Source organism: Streptomyces stoeckheimensis, assembly GCF_045822005.1.
Classification (GTDB): Bacteria; Actinomycetota; Actinomycetes; order Streptomycetales; family Streptomycetaceae; genus Streptomyces; species Streptomyces stoeckheimensis.
Genome location: NZ_CP169550.1, coordinates 1833102 through 1856349, shown reverse-complemented (window position 1 = coordinate 1856349; position 23248 = coordinate 1833102). Strand labels below are relative to the sequence as shown.

The 23248-nt window shown below is 72.6% G+C and carries 16 protein-coding genes; 10 read left to right on the top strand and 6 right to left on the bottom strand.

What is annotated here, in order from left to right; all coding sequences use genetic code 11:
- Positions 1 to 112 precede the first annotated feature (112 nt).
- Positions 113 to 1330 (top strand): alginate lyase family protein, encoded by a 1218-nt coding sequence (locus ACE1OC_RS08715; protein WP_407836526.1) that lies wholly within the window; start codon positions 113 to 115, stop codon positions 1328 to 1330.
- Between the two features lie 21 nt (positions 1331 to 1351).
- Here ACE1OC_RS08715 and ACE1OC_RS08710 read toward each other — a convergent pair whose 3' ends face one another.
- Entirely contained in the window at positions 1352 to 2236 is an 885-nt protein-coding gene (locus tag ACE1OC_RS08710) for an MBL fold metallo-hydrolase (protein WP_407836525.1), read from the bottom strand.
- A 134-nt stretch (positions 2237 to 2370) separates the two neighbouring features.
- On the opposite strand from ACE1OC_RS08710, the gene ACE1OC_RS08705 reads away from it, so the two are divergent.
- The 9 genes from ACE1OC_RS08705 to ACE1OC_RS08665 all read left to right on the top strand — a co-directional run bounded on the left by ACE1OC_RS08705 (position 2371) and on the right by ACE1OC_RS08665 (position 12865).
- Complete coding sequence (locus ACE1OC_RS08705; RefSeq protein ID WP_250740478.1) at positions 2371 to 2799, top strand: MarR family winged helix-turn-helix transcriptional regulator; 429 nt, start codon at positions 2371 to 2373, stop codon at positions 2797 to 2799.
- Positions 2800 to 2821: 22 nt separating this feature from the next.
- Positions 2822 to 3220, top strand: a complete 399-nt coding sequence (locus ACE1OC_RS08700) for a PPOX class F420-dependent oxidoreductase (protein WP_407836524.1) — start codon at positions 2822 to 2824, stop codon at positions 3218 to 3220.
- A gap of 45 nt (positions 3221 to 3265) precedes the next feature.
- Entirely contained in the window at positions 3266 to 5632 is a 2367-nt protein-coding gene (locus tag ACE1OC_RS08695; RefSeq protein WP_407836523.1) for a hypothetical protein, read from the top strand.
- A gap of 173 nt (positions 5633 to 5805) precedes the next feature.
- Positions 5806 to 6648, top strand: coding sequence for a nitrilase-related carbon-nitrogen hydrolase (locus ACE1OC_RS08690; RefSeq protein WP_407836522.1), 843 nt, complete (start codon positions 5806 to 5808; stop codon positions 6646 to 6648).
- On the top strand, positions 6645 to 7940 hold the full coding sequence (locus ACE1OC_RS08685; RefSeq protein WP_407836521.1) for an aspartate aminotransferase family protein: 1296 nt from the start codon (positions 6645 to 6647) through the stop codon (positions 7938 to 7940). The genes ACE1OC_RS08690 and ACE1OC_RS08685 overlap by 4 nt, the downstream gene beginning before the upstream one ends.
- A gap of 17 nt (positions 7941 to 7957) precedes the next feature.
- Positions 7958 to 9361, top strand: a complete 1404-nt coding sequence (gene hydA, locus ACE1OC_RS08680; RefSeq protein ID WP_407836520.1) for a dihydropyrimidinase — start codon at positions 7958 to 7960, stop codon at positions 9359 to 9361.
- A 36-nt stretch (positions 9362 to 9397) separates the two neighbouring features.
- Positions 9398 to 10399 carry a TIGR03842 family LLM class F420-dependent oxidoreductase gene (locus ACE1OC_RS08675; RefSeq protein ID WP_407836519.1) on the top strand — a complete coding sequence of 334 codons (1002 nt, stop codon included), beginning with the start codon at positions 9398 to 9400 and terminating at the stop codon, positions 10397 to 10399.
- A 217-nt stretch (positions 10400 to 10616) separates the two neighbouring features.
- A complete protein-coding gene (locus ACE1OC_RS08670; protein ID WP_407836518.1) occupies positions 10617 to 11453 on the top strand; it encodes an alpha/beta hydrolase family protein in 837 nt (278 codons plus the stop codon).
- Complete coding sequence (locus tag ACE1OC_RS08665) at positions 11450 to 12865, top strand: carboxylesterase/lipase family protein (RefSeq protein WP_407836517.1); 1416 nt, start codon at positions 11450 to 11452, stop codon at positions 12863 to 12865. The genes ACE1OC_RS08670 and ACE1OC_RS08665 overlap by 4 nt, the downstream gene beginning before the upstream one ends.
- Before the next feature lie 47 nt (positions 12866 to 12912).
- Here the strand turns inward: ACE1OC_RS08665 and ACE1OC_RS08660 are convergent, their stop codons facing one another.
- From ACE1OC_RS08660 to ACE1OC_RS08640, 5 genes are all read right to left on the bottom strand, one after another.
- Positions 12913 to 14061, bottom strand: coding sequence for a PucR family transcriptional regulator (locus tag ACE1OC_RS08660; protein WP_407836516.1), 1149 nt, complete (start codon positions 14059 to 14061; stop codon positions 12913 to 12915).
- A gap of 51 nt (positions 14062 to 14112) precedes the next feature.
- Positions 14113 to 16548 carry a glycoside hydrolase family 3 C-terminal domain-containing protein gene (locus tag ACE1OC_RS08655; protein WP_407836515.1) on the bottom strand — a complete coding sequence of 812 codons (2436 nt, stop codon included), beginning with the start codon at positions 16546 to 16548 and terminating at the stop codon, positions 14113 to 14115.
- Positions 16549 to 16699: 151 nt separating this feature from the next.
- Positions 16700 to 18874 (bottom strand): discoidin domain-containing protein, encoded by a 2175-nt coding sequence (locus tag ACE1OC_RS08650; RefSeq protein WP_407836514.1) that lies wholly within the window; start codon positions 18872 to 18874, stop codon positions 16700 to 16702.
- A 206-nt stretch (positions 18875 to 19080) separates the two neighbouring features.
- Positions 19081 to 21288 (bottom strand): discoidin domain-containing protein, encoded by a 2208-nt coding sequence (locus ACE1OC_RS08645; RefSeq protein WP_407836513.1) that lies wholly within the window; start codon positions 21286 to 21288, stop codon positions 19081 to 19083.
- Positions 21289 to 21869: 581 nt separating this feature from the next.
- Positions 21870 to 23225: a GH1 family beta-glucosidase gene (locus ACE1OC_RS08640; protein WP_407836512.1), complete on the bottom strand. Its 1356-nt coding sequence runs from the start codon at positions 23223 to 23225 to the stop codon at positions 21870 to 21872.
- Between the last annotated feature and the right edge of the window lie 23 nt (positions 23226 to 23248).

The following is a 23248-nucleotide window of genomic DNA, read 5'->3' as shown; positions in this document are numbered from 1 at the left end:
TCGGCCGCCGGGCCCGCCCTTCGGCGTGCCGTTAGGGCGGGCCCACGGGCCGAACGGCCCAATCGGCGGTGGGAGGGCCGGGGCGCGGGGCAAGCGTGAAGGCGTGTCAGACATGAACGCATCCACATCCAAGCGACTCGGCCTCGGACTCGTGGGCGCCCTCCTCGCGGGCGGCCTGCTCCTCGCGGCATGCGCCGCGCCCGAGGGCCGGGCCCACGCCAAGGACCCGGGCGACGTGGTCTTCCGCCACCCGGGCGTCGTCGTCAGCCACACCCGGCTCCAGCACGCGCAGCAGATGGTCGCGGCCGGCAAGGAGCCGTGGAACTCGGCGTACCAGGCGCTCCTGAAGAGCCGCTACGCCTCCCTCGACTACCGGGCGCACCCGGCCGACGTGGTGCCCTGCCCCTTCAACGCGGGGCCGCAGCCCTGTCTGGACGAACGCCAGGACGCGATCGCCGCCTACACCCACGCCCTGCTGTGGTCGGTGAACGGCAAGACCTCCCACGCCCGCAAGGCCGTGCAGATCATGGACGGCTGGTCGGCCGTGATGAAGCGCCACGCCGAGGACAACGCCGGCCTCCAGGCCGCCTGGTCCGGCTCCACCTGGGCGCGCGCCGCCGAGATCATCCACGCCGACTACCCGGCGTGGGGGGAGGAACGGGTCGCCCGCTTCAAGGAGATGCTGCGCACCGCCTACCTTCCGGCCGTCCGCGCGCAGGTGCCGGCGTACAACGGCAACTGGGAGCTGGCCATGACCGACGCCGCCCTGGGCATCTCCGTCTTCCTGGAGGACCGGGCCGTCTTCGAGGAGTCGCTGGAGCGGTTCCGGGAGCGCGTTCCGGCGTACTTCTACCTCAAGCGGGACGGCGTGCACCCGCTGGCCCCGCCGCGCACCGCCATCGACTCGCCGGACAAGGTCACGGCGTACTGGTTCGGCCAGGGGACGTACGTCGACGGCGTCGCCCAGGAGACCTGCCGCAACCTCATGCACGTCGGCTACGCGCTCGCGGCGTCCGCGCACATCGCGGAGACGGCCTGGCACCAGGGCGTCGACCTGTACGGGGAGCAGGGCGAGCGACTCCGAGCGGCACTGGAGTTCCACTCCAAGTACCAGCTGGGCGAAGAAGCCCCCGAGTGGCTGTGCGGCGGCAAGCTCGATCGCACGATGGGGCCCGACCTGGAAGTCGCGCTCCAGCACTACGCGGTGCGGACGGGGGCGAAACTCCCGTACACCCGCGAGCTGGTCGAGAAGACGCGGCCGGCCGGGACGGACGACCTGTTCGTGGCGTGGGAGACCCTCACCCACGGGGAGGCGGCGCCGGTCGCCTGAGGCGCGGCCGGGGGGCTCCGGTCAGGCGTCCACGGGGTGCCAGGCCGGGCCGTCGCCGCCCTGGCGGACGTGTCCGAACACCACGTCGGCGAAGTGGATGCCGAAGCCGATGGTGTCCGGCTCCGCCAGCTCGGCCACGAGCCGGCGGCGGTGGACAGCGGTCCGGGCGAGGTCGTGGTCGAAGGCCGAGGACCAGTCCGGGTGATCGATCTGGATCGGCGAGTGCACGGCGTCGCCGAAGGCGATCAGGCGCCGGCCGCCCCCGGTGATGACGTACTCGGCGTGCCCGACGGTGTGGCCGGGGGTGATCCGCAGGTGCACGCCTGGGAAGACCTCCTGGCCGTCCCTGACCGTGCGCACGCGCGGCGCGAGGGCGGCGACCCGCTCGGTCGTGCCCTCGGCCGCCAGCAGGTCGAGCCGGTCCCACTCGGGCTCGGCGATCAGGAACTCGGCGCGGGGGAAGAGGGGGAGCCCGTCGTCGGGGGAAGGGTGGACGGCCCAGCCGATGTGGTCGGAGTGGAGGTGGGTGAAGGCCACCGCCTCGATGTCCTCGGGGGCGCGGCCGAGTGCGGCCAGGCTGCCGGGGAGCGCGCCACCGTGGATCACGCCGAGGGGGCCGTCCGGGGCGCGGAACGTCTGCGGGCCGAAGCCCGCGTCGATCAGCAGCGCCCGGCCGCCGTGCTCCACCAGCAGGCCGCCGACGCCCGCCACGAGGTGGCCCGCGGCATCCAGGTATTCCGGGTGGGTGGCCCAGACCTCGTCGGTGGTGTCCGGGAGCAGCGGCAGCGGCCGGAGCCGTACGTCGCCGTCCGGCACGTAGGAGACCTTCGTGTCGCCCAGCCACAGCGAGCGGATTCCCGCGGGCCGGTGCAGTCGTTCGTCGCGCTTCGTCGTCAAATCGGGCATGAGAGCTCCTGCGTGAGTGGTCGTCAGGCCGCCCCGGGCCGGTCTGCCGGGGTGGTGGGGCCAACCATAAACATCAAGTTTGAATCATTCAAGCTGTAAATATTCTGGCTTGAGGGACTTGTTAAACTGGCCCCATGACGACACCTCCCGAGCGCCAGGCCATCGCCGAGCGGCAGCTGTGCGGGCTGGTGGACGGGCTGGCCCACCGGATCGCCGAGCACGTGCGGGAGCGCGCCGCCACGCTGGGCCTCACCGCGTCCCAGGCCACCGCGCTGCGCGAGATGAGCGGGCCGATGACCATGCGGGACCTCGCCGAGCGCATGAGCTGCGAGCCCTCCAACGCCACCTTCGTCGTCGACAAGCTGGAGAAGCAGCACCTGATCGAGCGGCACCCGCACCCCACCGACCGCCGCGCCAAGCAACTCGTCCTCACGCCCGAGGGCGCCGCCCTGCGCGCCCGGCTCCTCGACCTCCTCTCCGTGGATTCGCCGGTGTCCGGGCTCGCCCCGGAGGAGCAGGGCATGCTGCGGAGCCTGCTGGAGCGGGCCGTCACCTCCCGTTGACCGGCCGCGTAGGGTCGGGCGCATGACGATCGTGGAGCTGGGCAGGGCGAAGTACGTCAGTCTCACCACCTTCCGCAAGAACGGCACGGCGGTGGCCACGCCGGTGTGGGCGGTGGCGGACGGCGACGAGCTGTACGTGTGGACGCGCGACGACGCGTGGAAGGTGAAGCGGATCCGCAACGACGGGCGGGTCACCGTCGTGGCCTGCGACGTACGCGGGCGGGTGGCCGACGGGGCCGCGGTGTTCGAGGGCGAGGCGCGGCTGCTGGACGAAGCGGGGCTGAAGCGGGTGCGGAAGCTCATGCTGCGCAAGTACACGTGGCAGTTCTGGATGCTCGACGTGCCGGCCGCCATCGTCCGGCGCGGGCGGCCTCACACCGCGATCGCGGTCAGGCTTGCCCCGCCCGCCGTCAAGCTTTGAGACTCCTGTAGCCCGCCCGTAACACCCGTGGGGTCCAATGCGGGGATGGAGACCGCGATTTCGCAGGTGATCGGCCAACTCTCCGGATACATGCGGGGATTGACGCAGCGACTGGATCCCGGGACGGGCTGGTACGGGGAGTTCCTGCGGCGGGACCCGGAGGGGATGCGGGCCTGTCTGGACGGGGCCGCGATGCCTCCGTGGGACGTGCTGGAGTCGCTGCTCGGCGACTTGGCCGCCACGACGGGCGCGGTGGCGATCGCCCGGGAGACGCAGTACGCGGCCGGTCTGCGGGCCGTCGGGGTCTGGGACCGGCTGCCGGGCGGGGTGGAGGAGCTGCGCACGCTGCTCGCATCGGCCGCCGAGCAGCAGGCCCGGGCCCGGGCGGCCCTGCGCGTGCTGTCGGCGCGGCTCGCGGAATCGGCGGACCCGGCGGAGGCGGAGGCCCTGTCCCGGGAACTCTCCTGGACCCGCGACGACGCCGCCCGCGCGGCGGCCCGCCACGAGGACCTGACGGCCCGCCTGCGAGCGGTGACCCCGGGACCCGACCGCCCCGGCCACCAGCCGCCGCCGGACCCCCTGAACGCCGTACCCGCACAGCGCGCGGCAACGTCCCCGGGCGCAACGCCCGCCACGGCGTGGCCGGGCCCACGGGAAGGCGCGCAGGGCGGCAGCACGCAGACGGGGCCCCGGGACGCGGCGTGGGCCGGTGGGCCCGGGGATGCGCGGGGAGGGACGCCGGGCGCGGCTTCGGGCGTTGCATCGGGCCGGGTGTCGGGTGCGGCGTCGGGCTGGGCGTCGGACGGGAGATCGGACTGGGTGCCGGACGGGACGCCGGGCGCGGCGTCGGGCCGGATGTCGGGTGCGGCGTCGGACGGGACATCGGACGGGACGCCGGGCGCGACGTCGGACGCGGCTTCGGGCCGGGCGTCAGCCCCGGCATCGGGCCCGGCGCCGGAAGCGGCCTCGGCGCCTGAAGCGGCGGGGGAGCCGGTCGGGCGGGCCGAGGGGCGGTGGCTGCGCGGTGCGCGGCGGAGCGGCGGGGCCCGGTACGCGGGCGCGGCGGCACCGGAAGCCCGGGCCGTGTCCGTGCCCCCGGGGCACCCGGCGTCCGCCACGCCGCTGCGCGGCGCCCGCTTCGGGCGGCCCGCCCGGGTGGCGGCCGACCCGGCCCCGGCGGGCAACCCGGGGCCGGAGCAGGACGCTTCGGCAAACGGGTCCGGACACGCCGGCCGGGCTCACGGAGCCCCGCACGAGCCCGCCCGTACGGCCTCCGAAGTGCCGGACCAAGGGCAGCCCTCCGCCGCCACCGGCCAGGGCGGACGCGGGCCCGGTGCCCCGGCCTGGAGCACGGGACACGCCCCCTCGCCCGGCAGGGCCTCCGACCCCGGGCTCCGGCCCCACCCGCAGGGCGAGCCCACCCCGTGGCCGGACCGGGCCCGCGCCGACGGCCAGCACAACGACACCGCCCAGCGGGCCGGTTCCGCCTCCGGCGGTGGCAGGCAGGCCGATGCCGGGCAGTGGGCCGGCTCCGCCTCCGGCGGTGGCCCGCAGGCCGACTCCGGGCAGTGGGCGGGATCCGCCCGCGCGGACGGCCCGCAGGCCGACTCCGCCCCGTGGGCCGGTTCCGCCTTCGGTGGTGATCCGCAGGCCGACTCCGGGCAGTGGGCGGGATCCACCCGCGCGGACGGCCCGCAGGCCGACTCCGCCCCGTGGGCCGGTTCCGCCTCCGGTGGTGATCCGCAGGCCCATGCCGGGCGCTGGGCGGGATCCGCCCTCGCCGACGGCCCGCACGCCGACTCCGCCCCGTCGGCCGGCTCCGCTCCCGGCGGTGGTCCGCAGGGCGGCTCCGCCCAGTGGGTCCGTTCAGCCCCCGGCGGGGACCCGCACGGGGTGCCCGCTCAGGTGGTCGCGGGGTTCGTGGAGGGGCTCGTGGCTCTGCGGGGGCAAGGGCGGAGTGGGGAGGCGCATGCGTTGCTCTGTGAGGCCGCCGCCGGGCCCGCCGAGCGGCTGGTGCTGCTGGGGGAGGAGCTGGCGCGGGCCGGGCTGGCCGCGGACTGGGCCACCCTGCTCTGGGAGGCGGCCTCGCTGCCGCCCGCCCGGTTCGCTGCGGTCGCCGCCGTGCTCGGGCCGGCCGACCGCGACGCCCTGCTGCGCCAGGGCGCGGCCCGCCCGGCCGCCGAGATCGCCGAGATCGCCCTCGTCCTCGGGGAGGCCGGTCACACCCCGGAGGCCGACGCCCTGCTCACCGCCTTCGTCCGGGTCCGCACCGCCGAGGAGTCGGCCCGGCTCGCCCGCCGGGATCCCCGGTGGTTCGCGCCCCGGCTGCTCCGAGCCGCCGAAGCCCTCTCGGGGGCTCATCATCGTGACCTGTTGCACGCCCTTCGAGTCGCGAATCTGCCCGTCGGATGATCGGAATCGACCGTGTGCCGACGTAACTCCTGCGTTTGCTGATCGACTACTCCAACCGTGCAAGGCGGTCTTGCCCCGGGCCTGGCCGAGGCCTACCTTCAACTCCCTACGCGCAGCCGTCGTACACCCTCTACGTGCGTAGAAGCCGGCGTACCCGTCGCGAGGAGCAGCTCATGGCCCAAGTCGTCCGCGCCGCACTCGTCCAGGCCACCTGGACCGGAGACACCGAGTCGATGATCGCCAAACACGAGGAGCACGCCCGCCGGGCCGCCGCCCAGGGTGCGCAGATCATCGGCTTCCAGGAAGTCTTCAACGCCCCTTACTTCTGCCAGGTCCAGGAGCCCGAGCACTACCGCTGGGCCGAGGCCGTCCCCGACGGCCCCACCGTCCAGCGGATGCAGGCCCTCGCCCGCGAGACCCGCATGGTGATCGTCGTACCGGTCTTCGAGCTGGAGTCCGAGGGCTTCTACTACAACACCGCCGCGGTCATCGACGCCGACGGCAGCTACCTGGGCAAGTACCGCAAGCACCACATCCCGCAGGTCAGGGGCTTCTGGGAGAAGTACTACTTCCGCCCGGGCAACCTCGGATTCCCCGTCTTCGACACCGCCGTCGGCCGGGTCGGCGTCTACATCTGCTACGACCGGCACTTCCCCGAGGGCTGGCGCGAACTCGGCCTCGCCGGAGCCCAGTTGGTCTACAACCCCTCCGCCACCTCCCGGGGGCTCTCCGGGTACCTGTGGCAGCTGGAGCAGCCCGCGTCCGCCGTGGCCAACGAGTACTTCGTCGCCGCCATCAACCGCGTCGGCCAAGAGGAGTACGGCGACAACGACTTCTACGGCACCAGCTACTTCGTCGACCCGCGCGGCCAGTTCGTCGGGGAGGTCGCCAGCGACAAGGAGGAGGAACTCCTCGTCCGCGACCTCGACTTCGACCTCATCAAGGAGGTCCGCGACCAGTGGGCCTTCTACCGCGACCGCCGCCCCGACGCCTACGGAGGACTCGTACAGCCGTGACCAACCCGATCCCCCTGCACAGCCGGCACCGCTCCGTCCTGCCCGACTGGCTCGCGCTCTACTACGACCGCCCCGTCGAACTCACCCACGGCGAGGGCCGCCACGTCTGGGACGCGGACGGCAACCGCTACCTCGACTTCTTCGGCGGCATCCTCACCACGATGACCGCCCACGCCCTGCCCGAGGTCACCAAGGCCGTCGCCGAACAGGCCGGGCGGATCATCCACTCCTCCACCCTGTACCTCAACCGCCCGATGATCGAACTGGCCGAGCGCGTCTCGGCGTTGTCCGGCATCCCCGACGCCCGGGTCTTCTTCACCACCTCCGGCACCGAGGCCAACGACACCGCCCTGCTGCTCGCGACGACGTACCGCCGCTCCAACCAGATCCTGGCGATGCGCAACAGCTATCACGGCCGGTCCTTCTCCACCGTCTCGATCACCGGCAACCGCGGCTGGTCCCCGACCAGCCTCTCGCCGCTCCAGACGTACTACGTCCACGGCGCGGTCCGCACCCGCGGACCCTTCGCCCACCTCGACGACACCGCCTTCACCGCCGCGGCCGTCGCCGACCTGGAGGACGTCCTCGGCCAGGCGCGCGGCGGGGTCGCCGCGCTCATCGCCGAACCGGTGCAGGGAGTCGGCGGGTTCACCTCGCCGCCCGACGGGCTGTACGGCTCCTTCCGCAAGGTCCTCGACCGGCACGGCATCCTCTGGATCAGCGACGAGGTGCAGACCGGCTGGGGCCGTACCGGCGAGCACTTCTGGGGCTGGCAGGCCCACGCCCAGAACGGCCCGCCGGACATCATCACCTTCGCCAAGGGCATCGGCAACGGCATGTCCATCGGCGGAGTCGTGGCCCGCGCCGAGGTGATGAACTGCCTCGACTCCAACTCCATCTCCACCTTCGGCGGTTCCCCGGTCACCATGGCGGCGGGCGTGGCCAATCTCGCCTACCTCCTCGAGCACGACCTCCAGGGCAACGCCCGCCGCGTCGGCGGCCTGCTGCTGGAGCGGTTGCGGGCCATCTCCGCGACCGTGCCCGCCGTACGAGAGGTGCGCGGCCGGGGCCTGATGGCCGGCCTGGAGCTGACGAAGCCCGGCACCGACCAGGCCGACCCGGACGCGGCCGCCGCCGTACTGGAGGCCGCCCGGGCCGGCGGCCTGCTGCTCGGCAAGGGCGGCGGCCACAACACGAGCGTGCTGCGCATCGCGCCGCCGCTCTCCCTCACCGTCGCCGAGGCGGAAGAGGGCGCAGAAATCCTTGCCGAGGCCCTCCGCACCCTCAACTAGTACCGGGGGAGACGTACATGAGCAGCATCCGCACCCTCATCCGCGGCGGGCTCGTCATCACCGCATCCGACGAGCTCCACGCCGACGTGCTGATCGAGGACGGCCGGGTCGCCGCCCTCGCGGCACACGGCACGGCGGCCGCCGACACCTGGACGGCCGACCGGACGATCGACGCGAGCGGGAAGTACGTCATCCCCGGCGGGGTCGACGCGCACACCCACATGGAGCTGCCCTTCGGCGGTACGGCGGCCTCCGACACCTTCGAAACCGGCACCCGGGCCGCCGCCTGGGGCGGCACCACCACCATTGTGGACTTCGCCGTCCAGACACCGGGGCACGCCCTGCGCGAGGGCCTCGACACCTGGTACGAGAAGGCCGACGGCAAGTGCGCCGTCGACTACGCCTTCCACATGATCCTCTCGGACGTCAACGAGCGGACCCTGAAGGAGATGGACCACCTGGTGGGGGAGGGGGTCACCTCCTTCAAGCTCTTCATGGCGTACCCCGGGGTCTTCTACAGCGACGACGGCCAGATCCTGCGCGCGATGCAGCGGGCCTCGGGCAACGGCGGGCTGATCATGATGCACGCCGAGAACGGCATCGCGATCGACGTGCTCGTCGAACAGGCCCTGGCGCGCGGGGAGACGGACCCCCGCCACCACGGCGAGGTCCGCAAGGTCCTCCTCGAAGCCGAGGCCACCCACCGGGCGATCCAGCTGGCCAGGGTCGCGGGCGCCCCCCTCTACGTCGTCCACGTCTCGGCGGAGGAGGCCGTGGCCGAGCTGGCGGCGGCCCGGGACAAGGGCCTCCCCGTCTTCGGCGAGACCTGCCCGCAGTACCTCTTCCTGTCCACCGACAACCTCGAAGAGCCCGACTTCCAGGGCGCGAAGTACGTCTGCTCCACACCGCTGCGCCCCCGCGAGCACCAGGCGGCGCTGTGGCGGGGGCTCCGTACGAACGACCTCCAGGTGGTCTCGACCGACCACTGTCCGTTCTGCTTCCGGGGCCAGAAGGAGCTGGGCCGGGGCGACTTCTCGAAGATCCCGAACGGGCTGCCGGGGGTGGAGAACCGCATGGACCTCCTCCACCAGGCCGTCCTGGACGGGCACATCAGCCGCCGCCGCTGGATCGAGATCGCGTGCGCGACCCCGGCCCGGATGTTCGGCCTCTACCCGCAGAAGGGCACGATCGCGCCGGGCTCCGACGCCGACATCGTCCTCTACGATCCGCACGCCGAGCAGGTCATCTCCGCCGAGACGCACCACATGAACGTGGACTACTCGGCGTACGAGGGCAAGCGGATCACCGGACGCGTCGACACGGTCCTGTCCCGGGGCGAACTCGTCATCGACCGGCGGGAGTTCACCGGCCGGGCCGGCCACGGGGCCTTCATCCCCCGCTCCACCTGCCAGTACCTGTAAGCCGCACCCGCACACAGCAGCAGCAAGGAGCCATGCATGGACTTCGGCCTCGTCCTGCAAACCGACCCGCCGGCCTCCCAGGTCGTCAGCCTCATGAAGCGCGCCGAGCGCAACGGCTTCCGCTACGGCTGGACCTTCGACTCCGCCGTGCTGTGGCAGGAGCCGTTCGTCATCTACAGCCAGATCCTGGCCAACACGCAGAAGCTGCACGTCGGGCCGATGGTCACCAACCCCGGCACCCGCACCTGGGAGGTCACCGCCTCCACCTTCGCGACGCTGAACGACATGTTCGGCAACCGCACGGTCTGCGGGATCGGGCGCGGCGACTCGGCGATGCGGGTCGCCGGGCGCGCGCCCAACACCCTGGCCCGGCTGGGGGAGGCCATCGAGGTCATCCGGGACCTGGCGGAGGGCCGGGAGGCGCTGGTCGACGGCAACCCGATCAAGATCCCCTGGATCAAGGACGGGAAGCTGCCCGTCTGGATGGCGGCGTACGGGCCCAAGGCGCTGGCCCTGGCCGGACAGAAGGCCGACGGGTTCATCCTCCAGCTCGCCGACCTCTACCTCACCGAGTGGATGATCAAGGCGGTCCGCCGGGCCGCCGTCGAGGCTGGAAGAGACCCGGACTCGATCACGATCTGCGTGGCCGCCCCCGCGTATGTGAGTGAGGACGTGGCCCATGCACGTGACCAGTGCCGCTGGTTCGGCGGGATGGTCGGCAACCACGTGGCGGACCTGGTGTCCCGTTACGGGGAGCACTCCTCGATGGTTCCGGAGGAGCTGACGGAGTACGTCAAGGCCCGGCACGGCTACGACTACAGCCACCACGGCCGCGCCGGGAACCCGTCCACGGACTTCGTCCCGGACGAGATCGTCGACCGCTTCTGCCTGCTGGGCCCCGCCGAGGCCCACATCGAGAAGCTCCGCGCCCTGCGCGACCTGGGCGTCGACCAGTTCGCCCTCTACAACATGCACGACGCCCGGGAAGCCGCGATCGACGCGTACGGCCAGTACGTCATCCCCGCACTCGCCGGGTAGCCGTACGGCACGGTACGCACGGCCCGTCACCGCGGCGGAACCGAGCATGGCACCCCTGCCGTGCCCGTGCCTCTCGGCATGTTGCACGAACTCGGGTGTCCGCGCTTGCCGCGCTTGCCCAGAGACGGGCTTCGCAGCGTGCTCCAGGATGTGCGGTCATACAAGGCGTGAGCCGGACGGGACGTCCGGTTCACCGTGACGGCATCGGGAGTCCGCTGTGCTCTGGAGAAAACTGCTCGTCCCCCTGACCGCGTTCCTGCTCCTGCTGACGGCCCCGGCCGGCGCGGGCGCGGCAGAGGCCTCCACCGGCGCCGGGGCGGCCCCGGCCGACTACGGCGCTCCCGGTCCCTACGCCACCGAGGTGGAGGTCGGGGCCGTGACCACCCTGTACTACCCGCGCGACATCGCGACCAGCGACCGCCGCCACCCCGTGATCGTGTGGGGCAACGGGACCTTCGCCTTCCCCGTCGTCTACCGCGATCTGCTGCTGCACTGGGCCGGTCAGGGCTTCATCGTCGCCGCCGCCAACACCCCGCAGTCCAACCTCGGCATCTCCATGCGGGCCGGCATCGACCTGCTCACCCGTCGCAACGCCGATCCCGGCAGCCCCTTCCACGACCGCGTCGACCTGGAGCACATCGGCGCCTCCGGCCACTCGCAGGGCGGAGCCGCCGCCATCGTCGTCGGCGCGGACCCGCGCATCGACACCGTCCTGCCCATCCAGCCCGGGCCCCTGGCGGACATCGACGACGTGCGCGTACCCGCGCTCCTCCTGGCCGGGCAGAAGGACAGCATCGTCTTCCCCTTCCTGGTCAAGGCCTTCTACGACGACGCCGACCACATCCCGGCCGTCTACGGGGAACTGCGCGGCGCCGACCACTTCACGGTCGTGGGTGACCCCGGCCCGTTCGCCGCACCCACCACCGCCTGGTTCAAGGCCCACCTGATGGGGGACCAGACGGCGCGCGCCCAGTTCCTCGGGGCGGTCTGCGGGATCTGCACCGACAGCGGGACCTGGTCCGACGTCCGCCGCAACGCCCTCGCCACCCGGTGACCGGTTCAGCCGGGGAAATCCTCGCGACCACCGCTCAGGGCAAGGTCCGGGGCCGGTTCCACCACGGGATCGCCGCCTTCCTCGGCATCCCGTACGCCGCCCCGCCCTTCGGAGCCCACCGCTTCCGGGCTCCCGCCCGCGTCGAGCCCTGGGAAGGGGTGCGGGACGCCCTGGAGTACGGGCCCACCGCACCCAAGCGCCCGTACCGCCCGCCCCTGGACCGGCTGATCCCCGATCCGGACATCGCCGGGGACGACTGCCTCAACCTCAACGTCTGGACGCCGTCCGTCGGTGAGGGACGGCTGCCCGTCATGGTCTGGATCCACGGGGGGTCGCTGCGCAACGGCTCGTCGAGCCTGCCGCTCTACGACGGGCGCGCCTTCGCACGCGACGGGGTGGTCCTCGTCTCCGTCAACTACCGGCTGGGCGTGGAAGGGTTCGGGGTCTTCCCCGACGCCCCGGACAACCGGGGCCTCCTCGACCAGATCGCGGCCCTGGCCTGGGTCCGCGACAACATCGCCGCCTTCGGCGGAGATCCGGCGAACGTGACCGTGTGCGGGGAGTCCGCCGGCGCGATCAGCATCGCGGCCCTCGTGACGAGCCCCCGCGCGGCCGGACTCTTCTGCAGGGCGGTCCTGCAGAGCGGCCCGCCGCACACGGTGTCGCGCCGCGAGGGCGCGAAGACCGTACGGGCGATGGCCAAACGACTGCGGATCCCTGCCACCGCCGAGGCGTTCGCGGCGGTGGACCGGGACCGGCTGCTGGACGCGCAGGCCGCCGTGGTCGACCGGTCGGACCCCATCGGAGGCGGCCCGGGATTCCACATCGTGACCGACGGCGACGCGGTGCCCGCCGACCCGCCCCTGCCCGCGGCCGACCTCCTGCTGGGCTGCAACCGGGAGGAGTACCGGCTGTGGTTCGTGCCCGGCGGAACCGTCGACCGGATCGGCCGGCTCACCCTGCGGCTGGCCCTGCTGAAGTTCCGTGTCCCGTACCGGGTGGCACGGCTGTACCGGGCCACCCGGCCACACGCCACACCCGGTGAGATCCTCGGAGAGATGGCCACCGACCTGCTGGTGCGGGGGCCGCTCAACCGGCTCGCCGACTCCCGGCCCGAGCGCACCTTCGTCTACGAATTCGCCTGGCGCTCACCCGTGATGGGGCTCGGCGCGTGCCATGCGCTGGAACTCGGCTTCGTCTTCGACAACCTGGGCGCCGCCGAGGACCTGACCGGGCCCGGCGCCCCCCAGCCCCTGGCCGACGCCATGCACCGGGCCTGGGTCGCCTACGCCACGACCGGGGACCCCGGCTGGCCCGGCTGGAACGCGGACCGGCCGGTCATGGTCTTCGACCACCCCGGCGCAGGCCCGGTCCTGGCACCGCGGCACGAGGAACTCCGGGCCTGGCTCTGACCCGGATCCACGTCACCCCCGCAATCCACGTCACCCGCGTGAGAGCGTCACCCGGTGGCCTCGCGGTGATCCGCGGTCCCGGCCAGGTCCCTGGCGACGAGCGCCGCCTGGATCAGCCGCGCCTGCGCGGGGACCGCGAGGTCGAGACCGGTCAGCGTGCCCACCCGCTGCAACCGGTAGTCCAGGGTGTTGCGGTGGACGCACAGCTCCAACGCCGTCCGGCGGCGGTTGAGCCCCTGTTCCACGAACACGCGCAGCGTCCGGAGCAGGAAGGGGTGCTCGTCCAAGGGGTCGAGTTTGGCCGCCAGCCGCACGAGCCCGTCCCCGGGGCGCGCGATCTGGTGCTCCAGCAGGACGTCGTCGAGGCGGTAGCACCCGGGTGGGCGGCCCAGGCGCCGTACGAGATCCAGTACGCGACCGGCCTCCTGCGCCGCCGTCGGGACGGCCGCCGGGACGGAGGCGCGGGCCGCGGCGGCGAGCACGGACTGCCCCACGTCCTTCTCCAGCCGGGCCACCAGGCCCGGTACGTCGAGCCGGCCCGGCAGGAGGGCCATGCCGGCGACGTGGTCCATCAGCACGGGGGTCCCGGTGAAGGCGTCGAGCGAGGACTGCACCAGCCTCGTCGGCGGGTCGGACGCGAACGCGAAGGCGACCACCTCGTGCTCACCCGCCACGGACACCCGTGCCGCGTCCGCCAGTTCCTCGTGGGGACGTCCCGCCAGCAGGGCGCCGAGCAGGGCTCGCCGTACCCGCTTGTCCTCGCTGTGGAGGTCGTCCCGGGCGTTCTGGTGGGCGAGGACGACCGCGGGCAGCGCGGAGTGCAGGCAGGCGAGCAGCTTGCCACCCGCTCCGGCCAGCTCGTCCGGCTCCGCGACCTCCGTCAGCGTCTGCCACCACACCTCCGCGCCGATCAGGTAGGCGGCGATCACCGCTTCGAGGGGGACGCGCTCCTCGGCCCGCCGCGCCGACCACTCGATGAGCCGGGTCACGTCGCCCGGACCCATCGCACCCGCGCCGCCGTCGCGCAGCGCCCTGAGCAGCAGTGCGTTCACCGCCGCGATGGACCGCGCCACCTCGCCCTGGAGGGTGGCGCGGGGCAGCGCCCCGTAGAACGGCGCCTCCGCCGCGCAGCGCGCGACCACGACGGCGGTGAGGTCACCGACCCGGGCGGCCATCCGGGCGTGCAGGTCCGACATCGGCGCATCGTCACACCGCCCCGCCCGCGCCGTCAATCGGAGCCGCATGGTTCACCGGGTCCCCCTGACCTCCACCGTCCCGCTCCACACCAGGTCGCCGGCTGAGCGGCCCACCATGACCCGGTACGTCCCGGGCTCCGTGCGCCAGGCCTCCTCGGCTTCGGACCAGTGCCGCAGCGCGCGGGCCGGCACCTCCACGACGGCGCTCGCCGAAGCGCCGGCTTCCGCGTGGACCGCGGCGTAGCCGGCGAACCAGCGGACCGGACGCTCGACGGTGGATTCCGGGCGGGCGAGGTACACCTGCACGACCTCGCGGCCGGGCCGGTCGCCCGTGTTGCGCACCTGGACGAGGACCGCGAACGAGGAGCCTTCCGTGACCTCCGCCGGGGCGTGGACCGTGCCGTACTCCCAGGTGGTGTAACCCAGACCGTGGCCGAACCAGTAGGCGGGCCGCCCGCCGGTGCGGAGCCAGGCCCGGTGCCCGATGTGCACGCCGTCGTCGTAGGCGAGGCGGCCGTCGACCGGGTGCGCGTGGGTGACGGGCGCGTCGGTCAGGGCGGCCGCCCAGGTGGTGGGGAGGCGGCCGCCCGGCTCGGAGTCCCCGAACAGGACGTCGGCGAGCCCGGCACCGGCCTCCTGCCCGGGGAACCAGGTGAGCAGCACCGCGCCCACCTCGTCGCGCCACGGCAGTTCGACGGGGCCGCCGCTGTTGACCACGGCGATGGTGCGCCGGTTGGCGGCCGCCACGGCGCGGACCAGCTCGTCCTGGTGGCCGCCCAGGGAGAGGCCGCCGCGGTCGTGGCCCTCGGTCTCGGTGTGTTCGGTCGTGCCGACGACCACGATCACGGCGTCCGCGTCGCGGGCCGCCCGCACCGCTTCGGCGAGCGCGGCCGCCGCCTCGGGCTCCGGCGCCGCCGCCGCGACGACCGTGGCGCGCCCGGCCCCGGGGACCAGCTCGCGCCGGGCCGTCAGGAGAACGGGTTCCGTCGTGTCCAGGGTCGCCCGCACCGTGTGGAGGGGCGGGTTCACATGGACGACGGCCGGATCGTCGGTGGTGCACGGGAACGTGCCGTCCAGTACGGTCCGTCCACCGAGGGTCAGGCTCATGCGGCCGAAGCCGGCGATGCCGAAGGTCCATTCCCCGGCCGCCTGCGGCCGTAGGAGCGCGCTGATCTCCACCGTCCGTGCGGCGGGCGTCACGGGGGGCTCCAACTGGCGCCCGGACAGCCGGTGTTCGGCGTAGATCTCGTGGCCCGCCTCGTCCAGGAGGCGCAGCAGCACGCCGGGCCGCCCTGAGCGCGGGTCGCCGCACCAGTCGGTGCCGAGGGGCGCCGGGGGGACGCCCAGTCCCGGACCCGGTACGTGCACGACCCGGGCCAGGCCCTCCAGCCGGGCCCGGATCCCGTCGAGCGGAGTGACCACGTGCGCGGGGAAGACCCCCGCGCTGCCTCCGCCCTGGAGGCGCGGGCAGTCGGCGTGCACGCCGATGACGGCGACCTCCGCCAGCGCGGACGGGTCGAGCGGGAGCGCCGCGCGGTTGCTCAGCAGCACGGATCCGGCCGCCACGGTGCGGCGCAGCAGCGTCCGCGTGTCGTCGGGTCCGAACGCCGGGGTGCGCGGGGGCCGGTGCGGTTCGAGTGCCCCCACGCGTCCGGCCAGCCGCAGCAGGCGCCGCACCTTCTCGTCGACGGCCCGCTCGGGGACGTGGCCGTCCCGCACGGCCCGGACGAGGGACGCCCCCCACGGGCCCTGCGGTCCCGGCATCGCCAGGTCGAGTGCGGCGAGGGCCGGTTCCAGGGTCGACCGCAGGGCGCCCCAGTCGGAGACCACCACCCCGTCGAAGCCCCACTCGCCCTTGAGGGGTTCGGCGAGCAGTGGACTGGCGGTCATGGTCGCGCCGTTCACGCTGTTGTAGCCGGCCATCACCAGCCACACGCCCGCCCCGACGACAGCCTCGAACGGAGCCAGGTACACCTCCCGCAGCACCCGCTCGGAAGCGCGTACGTCCACGTGCATCCGCCCGGTCTCGGAGTCGTTGGCCACGTAGTGCTTGGCCGTGGCCGCCACGCCCGCGGCCTGGATGCCCCGGACGAGCGCCGCGCCCGTGCGGCCCGTCAGTACGGGATCCTCCGAGAAGCACTCGAAGTGCCGGCCGCCCAGGGGCGTGCGGTGCAGGTTGAGCGTCGGCGCCAGGACGACGTCCACGCCCTTGCGGACCGCCTCCGAAGCGAGCAGGCCCCCCAGTTCCTCGACCAGGTCCTCGTCCCACAGTGCGCCGATCGCGGACGCCGAGGGCAGCAGCGCGGAGGTGAGCCGCTCGTCCCAGGCCTCTCCCCGCACCCCTGCAGGGCCGTCGGAGGTCACCATCTCCCGGAGGCCGACGGCCTGTTCGCCCGCCGTCCGCCACGTCGTGGCCCCGGACAGCAGCCGCACCTTCTGTGCCAGATCGAGCTTCTCCAGCAGTCGATCGAGCATGTCCTCGCTCATCCCCACCCCATTCACGTCATCCGCTCCCCGCCTGCGGTTCGAGAAGACCCGGCCCTCCCCGCGGTTCAGGCGGGGAGAGCCGGGCCCGTACGGAGGACCGACCGGGTCAGGGCGGCCGGTGCTCCGCGTTCAGTGCCGCGCCGTCACGGGGTCAGCTGTAGACGCCGAACTCGTAGAGGGAGTAGCCCCAGGCGGTGCCGCGGGCGGTCAGGTTCAGGCGTACGTGGCGGGCGTTCGCCGACACGTTGATCGTGTCGATGTCGCCGTTGCCGGTCGTCGTCGTGTGGACGGTGCGCCAGTTGGTGCCGTCGTCGGAGAGCTGCACCTCGTAGGACTTGGCGTACGCGGGGTCCCAGACCAGCTGCAGGGTGCGGATCGCGGTGGAGGCACCGAGGTCCACCGAGATCCACTGCGGGTCGCTCCAGTCGCTGGCCCAGCGGGTGCCGGCCTTGCCGTCGGTCGCGTTGCCCGGCGCGCAGGGGCAGTCCCCGTACCCGGCCTGGAAGGAGGAGGCGGTCGTCGGCTTGTTCAGCGCCACGTTCGTGCCGCTCACGGGCGGGGCGACCACCTTGACGGACTTGGTCTCGATGCCCGCGTTGCCGCGGCCGTCCTCGGCCTGGATGTACACCTTCCAGACGCCGAGCTTCTCGGGAGCGGTGACCGCGAAGGTCCCGTTGCCCGTCGACCGCCACTGCGCCTCGACCAGGCGCTTGTCGCCGTTCGCGTAGTTGCCGCTGAGGAAGACCTTGTACGTCAGCGGGTCGTTCTGCGGGTCACTGATGTTGGCGCGGACGGTGAACTCCCCGCCGGCCGGGGCGTTGGAGGCCTTGTCGACGACCATGTTGCTGATGACCGGCGGCGTGTTGTCGCCCGTGGTCGACCCGGTGTACGCCTTCTTCACCGCGTAGTACGACAGCCGCTTGAGCCCGTCGGGCAGCAGGTTGAACCAGATGCCGCCGAAGTCGTGCTCGATGCCGTAGTGGAACATCGTGGCACCCAGGGCCACGCCCTGGTGACCGGTGATGCAGTTCCAGGCGGTGGTGTACCCCTCGGCCGTCTGGACGTCGGTCTTCTGGTCGGGGATGCCGTTGGCGTCGTTCGGCACCTCCCACTCGCCGGCCGGGCCCGTCTCGGTGATGATGTAGGGCTTGTTGTAGCCGCCGTCCACCCAGTCCTGCTTCACCCCGCAGATGTCGCCGTAGGAGTTCATCGAGTACAGGTCGAGGTCCGGGGCGTTGCGCTTGTAGTACGGCCACGCGCCCGTCCAGGCGTCGGTCGAGGTGACCGGGTGGTCCGGGTCGATGGTGTGGATCTTCTTGGCCACGTCGTTCACGAACGTGGTGTAGGCGTTGCGCTGCGCCTCCAACTCGGCGCCGCTGTAGCAGTTCTGCAGGCCGAGGACGGATTCGTTGCCGACGTTCCACATGAGCGTGGCCGGGTGCGACTTGTAGGTGTCCACCCACTTCGCGAACTCGGTCAGCATGCTGCTCTTGTACGCGGCGTCGGTCACGTAGTTGACGCAGCCGCCCGAGCCGGGGCCGCCTCCGGGCTGCAGCCAGAAGCCGTTGATCACCCGGATCCCGTTCGCCGCGGCGGTGTCGAGCAGGGGCTTGCTCGACGCGTCCGTGCCCCAGGTGCGGATGGTGTTGACGCCCATGGACTTCACATCGGGCATGTACTTCGGTGCGTCCGCGAAGGACGGACCCCAGGTGAGGCCCTTGACCGTGTACGGCTGCCCGCCGACGGTCAGCTGCCAGTTGCCCTGGGAGCCGGCCACGCGGACGGCGCCCTGGGCCGGGGGTTCCGCCGTGGTGGTGCCGTAGACCTGGAACTCCCAGAGGGAGTAGCCGTAACCGCCGGAACGGATCAGGCCGTTCATCCGCACGTAGCGGCCGCTGCCGGAGACGGCGATCTCGTCGGTGCCGCCGTCGCTGCCGGTGACGGTCTTGGCGGTGCGCCAGTTCGTTCCGTCGTCCGAGACCTGGATCTCGTAGTTCTTGCCGAAGGCGCCCTCCCACGTGAGGACGACCCGGCTGAGGCTGCGGCTCGCGCCCAGGTCGACCTGGATCCATTCGGCGTCGCGCCACTGGCTGGCCCAGCGCGTGCCGGTGAGGTTGCCGTCGAAGGCGGCGGCCGCGGAGTAGCCCTCGCCCTCCTGGGAGGAGGCGGTGGCCGGCTTGCCCTGGGAGAGCAGGGAGTCGGCGGCCACCGCGGTGGGGGCGGCGGCCAGGGTGAGCGAGGACGCGAGGAGTGCGCCCAGGGTGGCGAGGGCGGCCGCGCCGCGCGTGCGGCGGAGCGTGCTTCTCGTGGCGGGAGGGGGGAACATTGCGGCTCCTGGTGTGAGGGGGCCCCTGGGCCGGGGCGCGGAGATCGGTTCACCCGGCCCAGGGGAGTGGGTGCGGCTCCGGCGGGTCGGCGGAGGCCGGTCGTGCGGTGGTGCCCCCGGTCCGCGGCGGCAGGGCGGAAACCGGGCCCGGGGTGTTGGGGGCGGTTGCGCCGCGTGGGCGGAACCGGTGGGGGAGGCCGGACGGCTCAGGGGTACGAGACCACCGTGGAGGGAACCGTCGAGGTGCCGGCGGGGACCGTGGACGCCCCGGTGTCGTTGATGACGTGCTCGTAGTGGCCGTTGCCGCCGAGCGACACCGTCAGGAGGCTGTGGAACTTGACGCCGGGCTTGACCGGGGCCTTGAAGCCGTGGTCCTGGCGGATGGCCGGGTCCACGTCGTAGTTGCAGTAGCTGCCCAGGCCCCACGCTTCGTGGGTGGTCACCGAGTCGTCGACCCGGTAGGCGGCGTAGCCCTTGGTGGTGCCGTTCTGGATGGCGGCCTGGTTCGGGGCGTCGTAGGCCTTCTCGTTCTGGTAGAAGACCGTCTTTCCGCGCTCGCCGTACCACTCCACGTCGTACTTGTTGAAGTGCTCGACGAACAGGCCCGTGGCCAGGACGTCGTCACCGTTCACCCGCACCCCGTAGTCGGCGCGGTTGGTCTCCCAGCCCACGCCCTCGCCGTGGTCGGCGCGCCACACCCAGGTGTGGTCGACGATCGTGTCGTCGCTGTTGACGACCATGCCGGTCGTCGCCTTGCCGGCGCCCGCCCCGCCGACGCGGATGTAGACGTCCTGAACGGTCGTCGGGTTCGCGGAGTGGCCGGCCGGAGCGCCGGCCGGGCCGACCTCCAGCAGGGTCGGGGAGTTGACCGGTCCGGCGTCGATGAGGAAGCCGGCGAGCCTGACCCCGTCCACGTCGGCGACCTTCATCGCGGTCACCCCGTTGTCCGGGATGATCGTCGCCAGGCCCAGGCCCAGCACGATCGTGCCGGGGCGATCGACGTTGATGGTCCGGTCGACGTGGTAGATGCCGGGCGTGAACAGCAGGTTGAGGCCCTGGGCGAGCGCGCTGTTGATGGTGGCGGCCGTGGCTCCGGGCTTCACCACGTAGAACTTGCTCAGCGGGACCGACTCGCCCTGCGCTGCGCCGTTGGCCCAGCTGGTGCCGCGGGAGTTGGTGCGCTTGGCCGGTGCGAAGACCTTGTACTCGTTGCCGTCCAGGTAGAGGAAGGGCTTCTCGCGCGAGACGGGAGTGGTGTCGAGGGTGGTGTAGCGGGGCTCCGGGAAGGAGGTGGCCGGGGCGCCCTCGACTCCGGAGAAGGTCATGTTCCACACGCCGTTGGTCCAGCCGCCGATGGTGCTGTCGCGGGTGTACCACTGCTGCTGCGAGTACGGGCCGACCGTGCCGTCGACCTTGCTGTCGGCGATGTAGCCGCCACTGGCCCAGCCGTACCCGGCGGGGGCGAGGTTGAGGTCGCCCTTGACGTGCATCCGGCGGAAGGACGCCGCCTGGGACACCGCCCAGCGGTTCGTGCCGCTGACCGGCTTGACGGCGAGGTTCTCCGCGGAGCGCCAGAAGTTCTGGGTGGCGTTGCCGCCGAACCAGCCCGCGTCCACGGTCACGTCGCCGTTGAAGGTCGTGTCGTCCGGGTTCAGGCCGAGGCCGGCGATCTGGGTGTAGAAGCCGATCTGGGCGTTGATGTTGTCGTAGGTGCCCGGCTTGAACAGGAAGGCGTGCCGTCCGCTGCCGAACTGCGCCGACTCCTGCTGGGCGAACACCTCGTCCAGCTTGGCCTGGATGCCGGGCGTGGCGGGATCGATGACGTGCACGTTGGGGCCCAGGTCGCCGCCGCCCGGCAGGGTCGGCCCGCCCCCGTCGCCCCCGGTGGCCCCGAACACCTTGAACTCCCAGAGCGAGTAGCCGTAGCCGGTGGCCCTGGAGACGCCCTGCATGCGGACGTAGCGGGCGGTCCCGGTCATGTTCACGGTCTCGGTGCCGCCGGCGCCGGTGGTCGTGGAGTGGGCCGTGGACCAGTCGGTGCCGTTGGCCGACAGTTCGATCCGGTACGCCTTGGCGTAGGCGGCCTCCCACTGCAGGACGACCTTGCTCAGCTCGGTCGCGGCGCCGAGGTCCACCTGCAGCCACTGGGCGTCGGAGGCGGCGCTGGACCAGCGCGAGCCGTTGTCGCCGTCGACGGCGTCGGCCGCCGGGGTGCCGTAGTGCTCCTGGCTGGAGGCAGTCACGGCCTTGCCCTGGGACACCAGCGGCGCCTCCGCGGAGACGGCGGGGGAGGACGGTGCCAGCGCGAGCAGGCTGCCGACGAGGGCGGTCGTGACCGCCCCGGCGATCCCCCTCCGGGTGGAGACGGGACGTCGTCCGCGTGGCAACACATCGACAGGTATGCCAGTGGGCATGGGTGCTCCTTTAACGAACCTGAACGGGAGAGCGCTCTCCAGACCTTGCCCGTAACGCGATCGGCCGGTCAAGGACCGTGACGCCTTTTCTTTTGGCTTTCATTAAGTGCCGAGTGGCGGGCGGGATCGACCGCCCGGGCAGCCGTGAGCAGCCCATGGGTGGCCATGGGCTGCTGTGGGGTCGTCACGACCCGGCTGCTGGTCGGGGATCCCGGCGCGGCCGGGGTGTTCGCCGCGAACGCCCTGACGGCCGGGGGCTCGTCGGGTTCCGCGTGGACGCGGGGGCCGGGACGAACCCGGACGCACGGCAACCCTCCCGTGGGGAGCCGGGAGGGTGCTGGGCCCGGGATGGTCCGGAGCCACACCATAGGCACCGGTACGCGCAGGCCGGTAGGCATATGGCAGGGGAAGTTCCGGATGCTTCGTCCGGCTGCCCGGGAGCACCGCCGCAAGCTCGGCCGGGTGTTCCGGCCGAGCGTTCCGCGGGGGCGAAGGGGAAGGGGTGGGGAAGGGGGGTGGGGGCGCCCTACCGTGCCGGCGTGGGACGGAATCCGGCCGGGACCGTGGGCGAGCCGCCGGACCTACGCGTGGAGCTCGCGGTGGCTGCGGACGATGTCCGCGTAGCGGCGGCCGCTGGTCTTCACGGTGCGCTGCTGGGTCGCGTAGTCGACGTGGACCAGGCCGAAGCGCTTGTCGTAGCCGTAGGCCCACTCGAAGTTGTCCAGCAGGGACCAGGCGTAGTAGCCGGCCAGCGGGGCGCCCTGGCGGACGGCGCGGGCGCAGGCTGCCAGGTGCTGCTCGAGGTAGGCGGTGCGCTCGGGGTCGTCGACCGCGCCGTCGGGGCCGACGGTGTCGGGGAACGCGGAGCCGTTCTCGGTGACGTAGAGCTTCTGCACGCCGTAGTCGTGGGTGAGGCGCAGCAGCAGGGATTCGATGCCGTTGGCGTCGATCTGCCAGTCCAGGCCGGTGCGCGGTACGTCCGGGAGGCGGACCTCGCGGGCGAAGGGGACGGGGCCCTGGGCGTCGTTGGTGACGGTGGCTGGGAAGTAGTAGTTGAGGCCGTGCCAGTCGAGGGGCGCGGCGATGGTGTCCAGGTCGCCGGGGCGCTCGGGCAGCTCCACGCCGTACAGCTCCCGCATGTCGGTGGGGAAGCCGCGTCCGTAGACGGGGTCGAGCCACCAGCGGTTGGTGTGTCCGTCCATGCGGACGGCGGCGGCGATGTCCTCGGGGCCGTCGGAGGCGGGGACCACCGTGGAGTGGTTGGTGACGAGGCCGATCTGCGCGCCGGGTGCTGCGGCACGGATGGCCTGCGCGGCCAGGCCGTGGCCCAGCAGGAGGTGGTAGGAGGCGCGGACGGCGGCGGTCAGGTCGGTCAGGCCGGGGGCCATGCGGCCTTCCAGGTGGCCGATCCAGCCCGAGCAGAGCGGTTCGTTGAGGGTGGCCCACTGGGTGACGCGGTCGCCGAGCCGTTCCGCGACGGCGGAGGTGTAGGCGGCCAGGTGCTCGGCGGTCTCGCGGACGGTCCAGCCGCCGCGGTCCTGCAGGGCCTGGGGGAGGTCCCAGTGGTAGAGGGTCACCGAGGGGGTGATGCCGGCCTCCAGGAGCCCGTCGATCACCTTGTCATAGAAGTCGAGGCCCCGGGCGTTGACCGGTCCGGAGCCGTCGGGGACGATGCGCGGCCAGGCGATCGACATGCGGTAGGCGTTGGTGCCCAGCTGCTTCATGAGGGAGATGTCCTCGGGCCAGCGGTGGTAGTGGTCGCAGGCCTCGTCGCCGGTGTCACCGTTGTCGATCTTGCCGGGGGTATGGGAGAACGTGTCCCAGATGGACGGCCCGCGGCCGTCCTCCTTGACGGCTCCCTCTATCTGGTACGCGGAAGTGGCCGTGCCCCAGGCGAAGTCCTGGGGGAAGGCGCCGAGGTCAATGGAATCCGACACAGCGAACCTTTCGAAAGTCATGG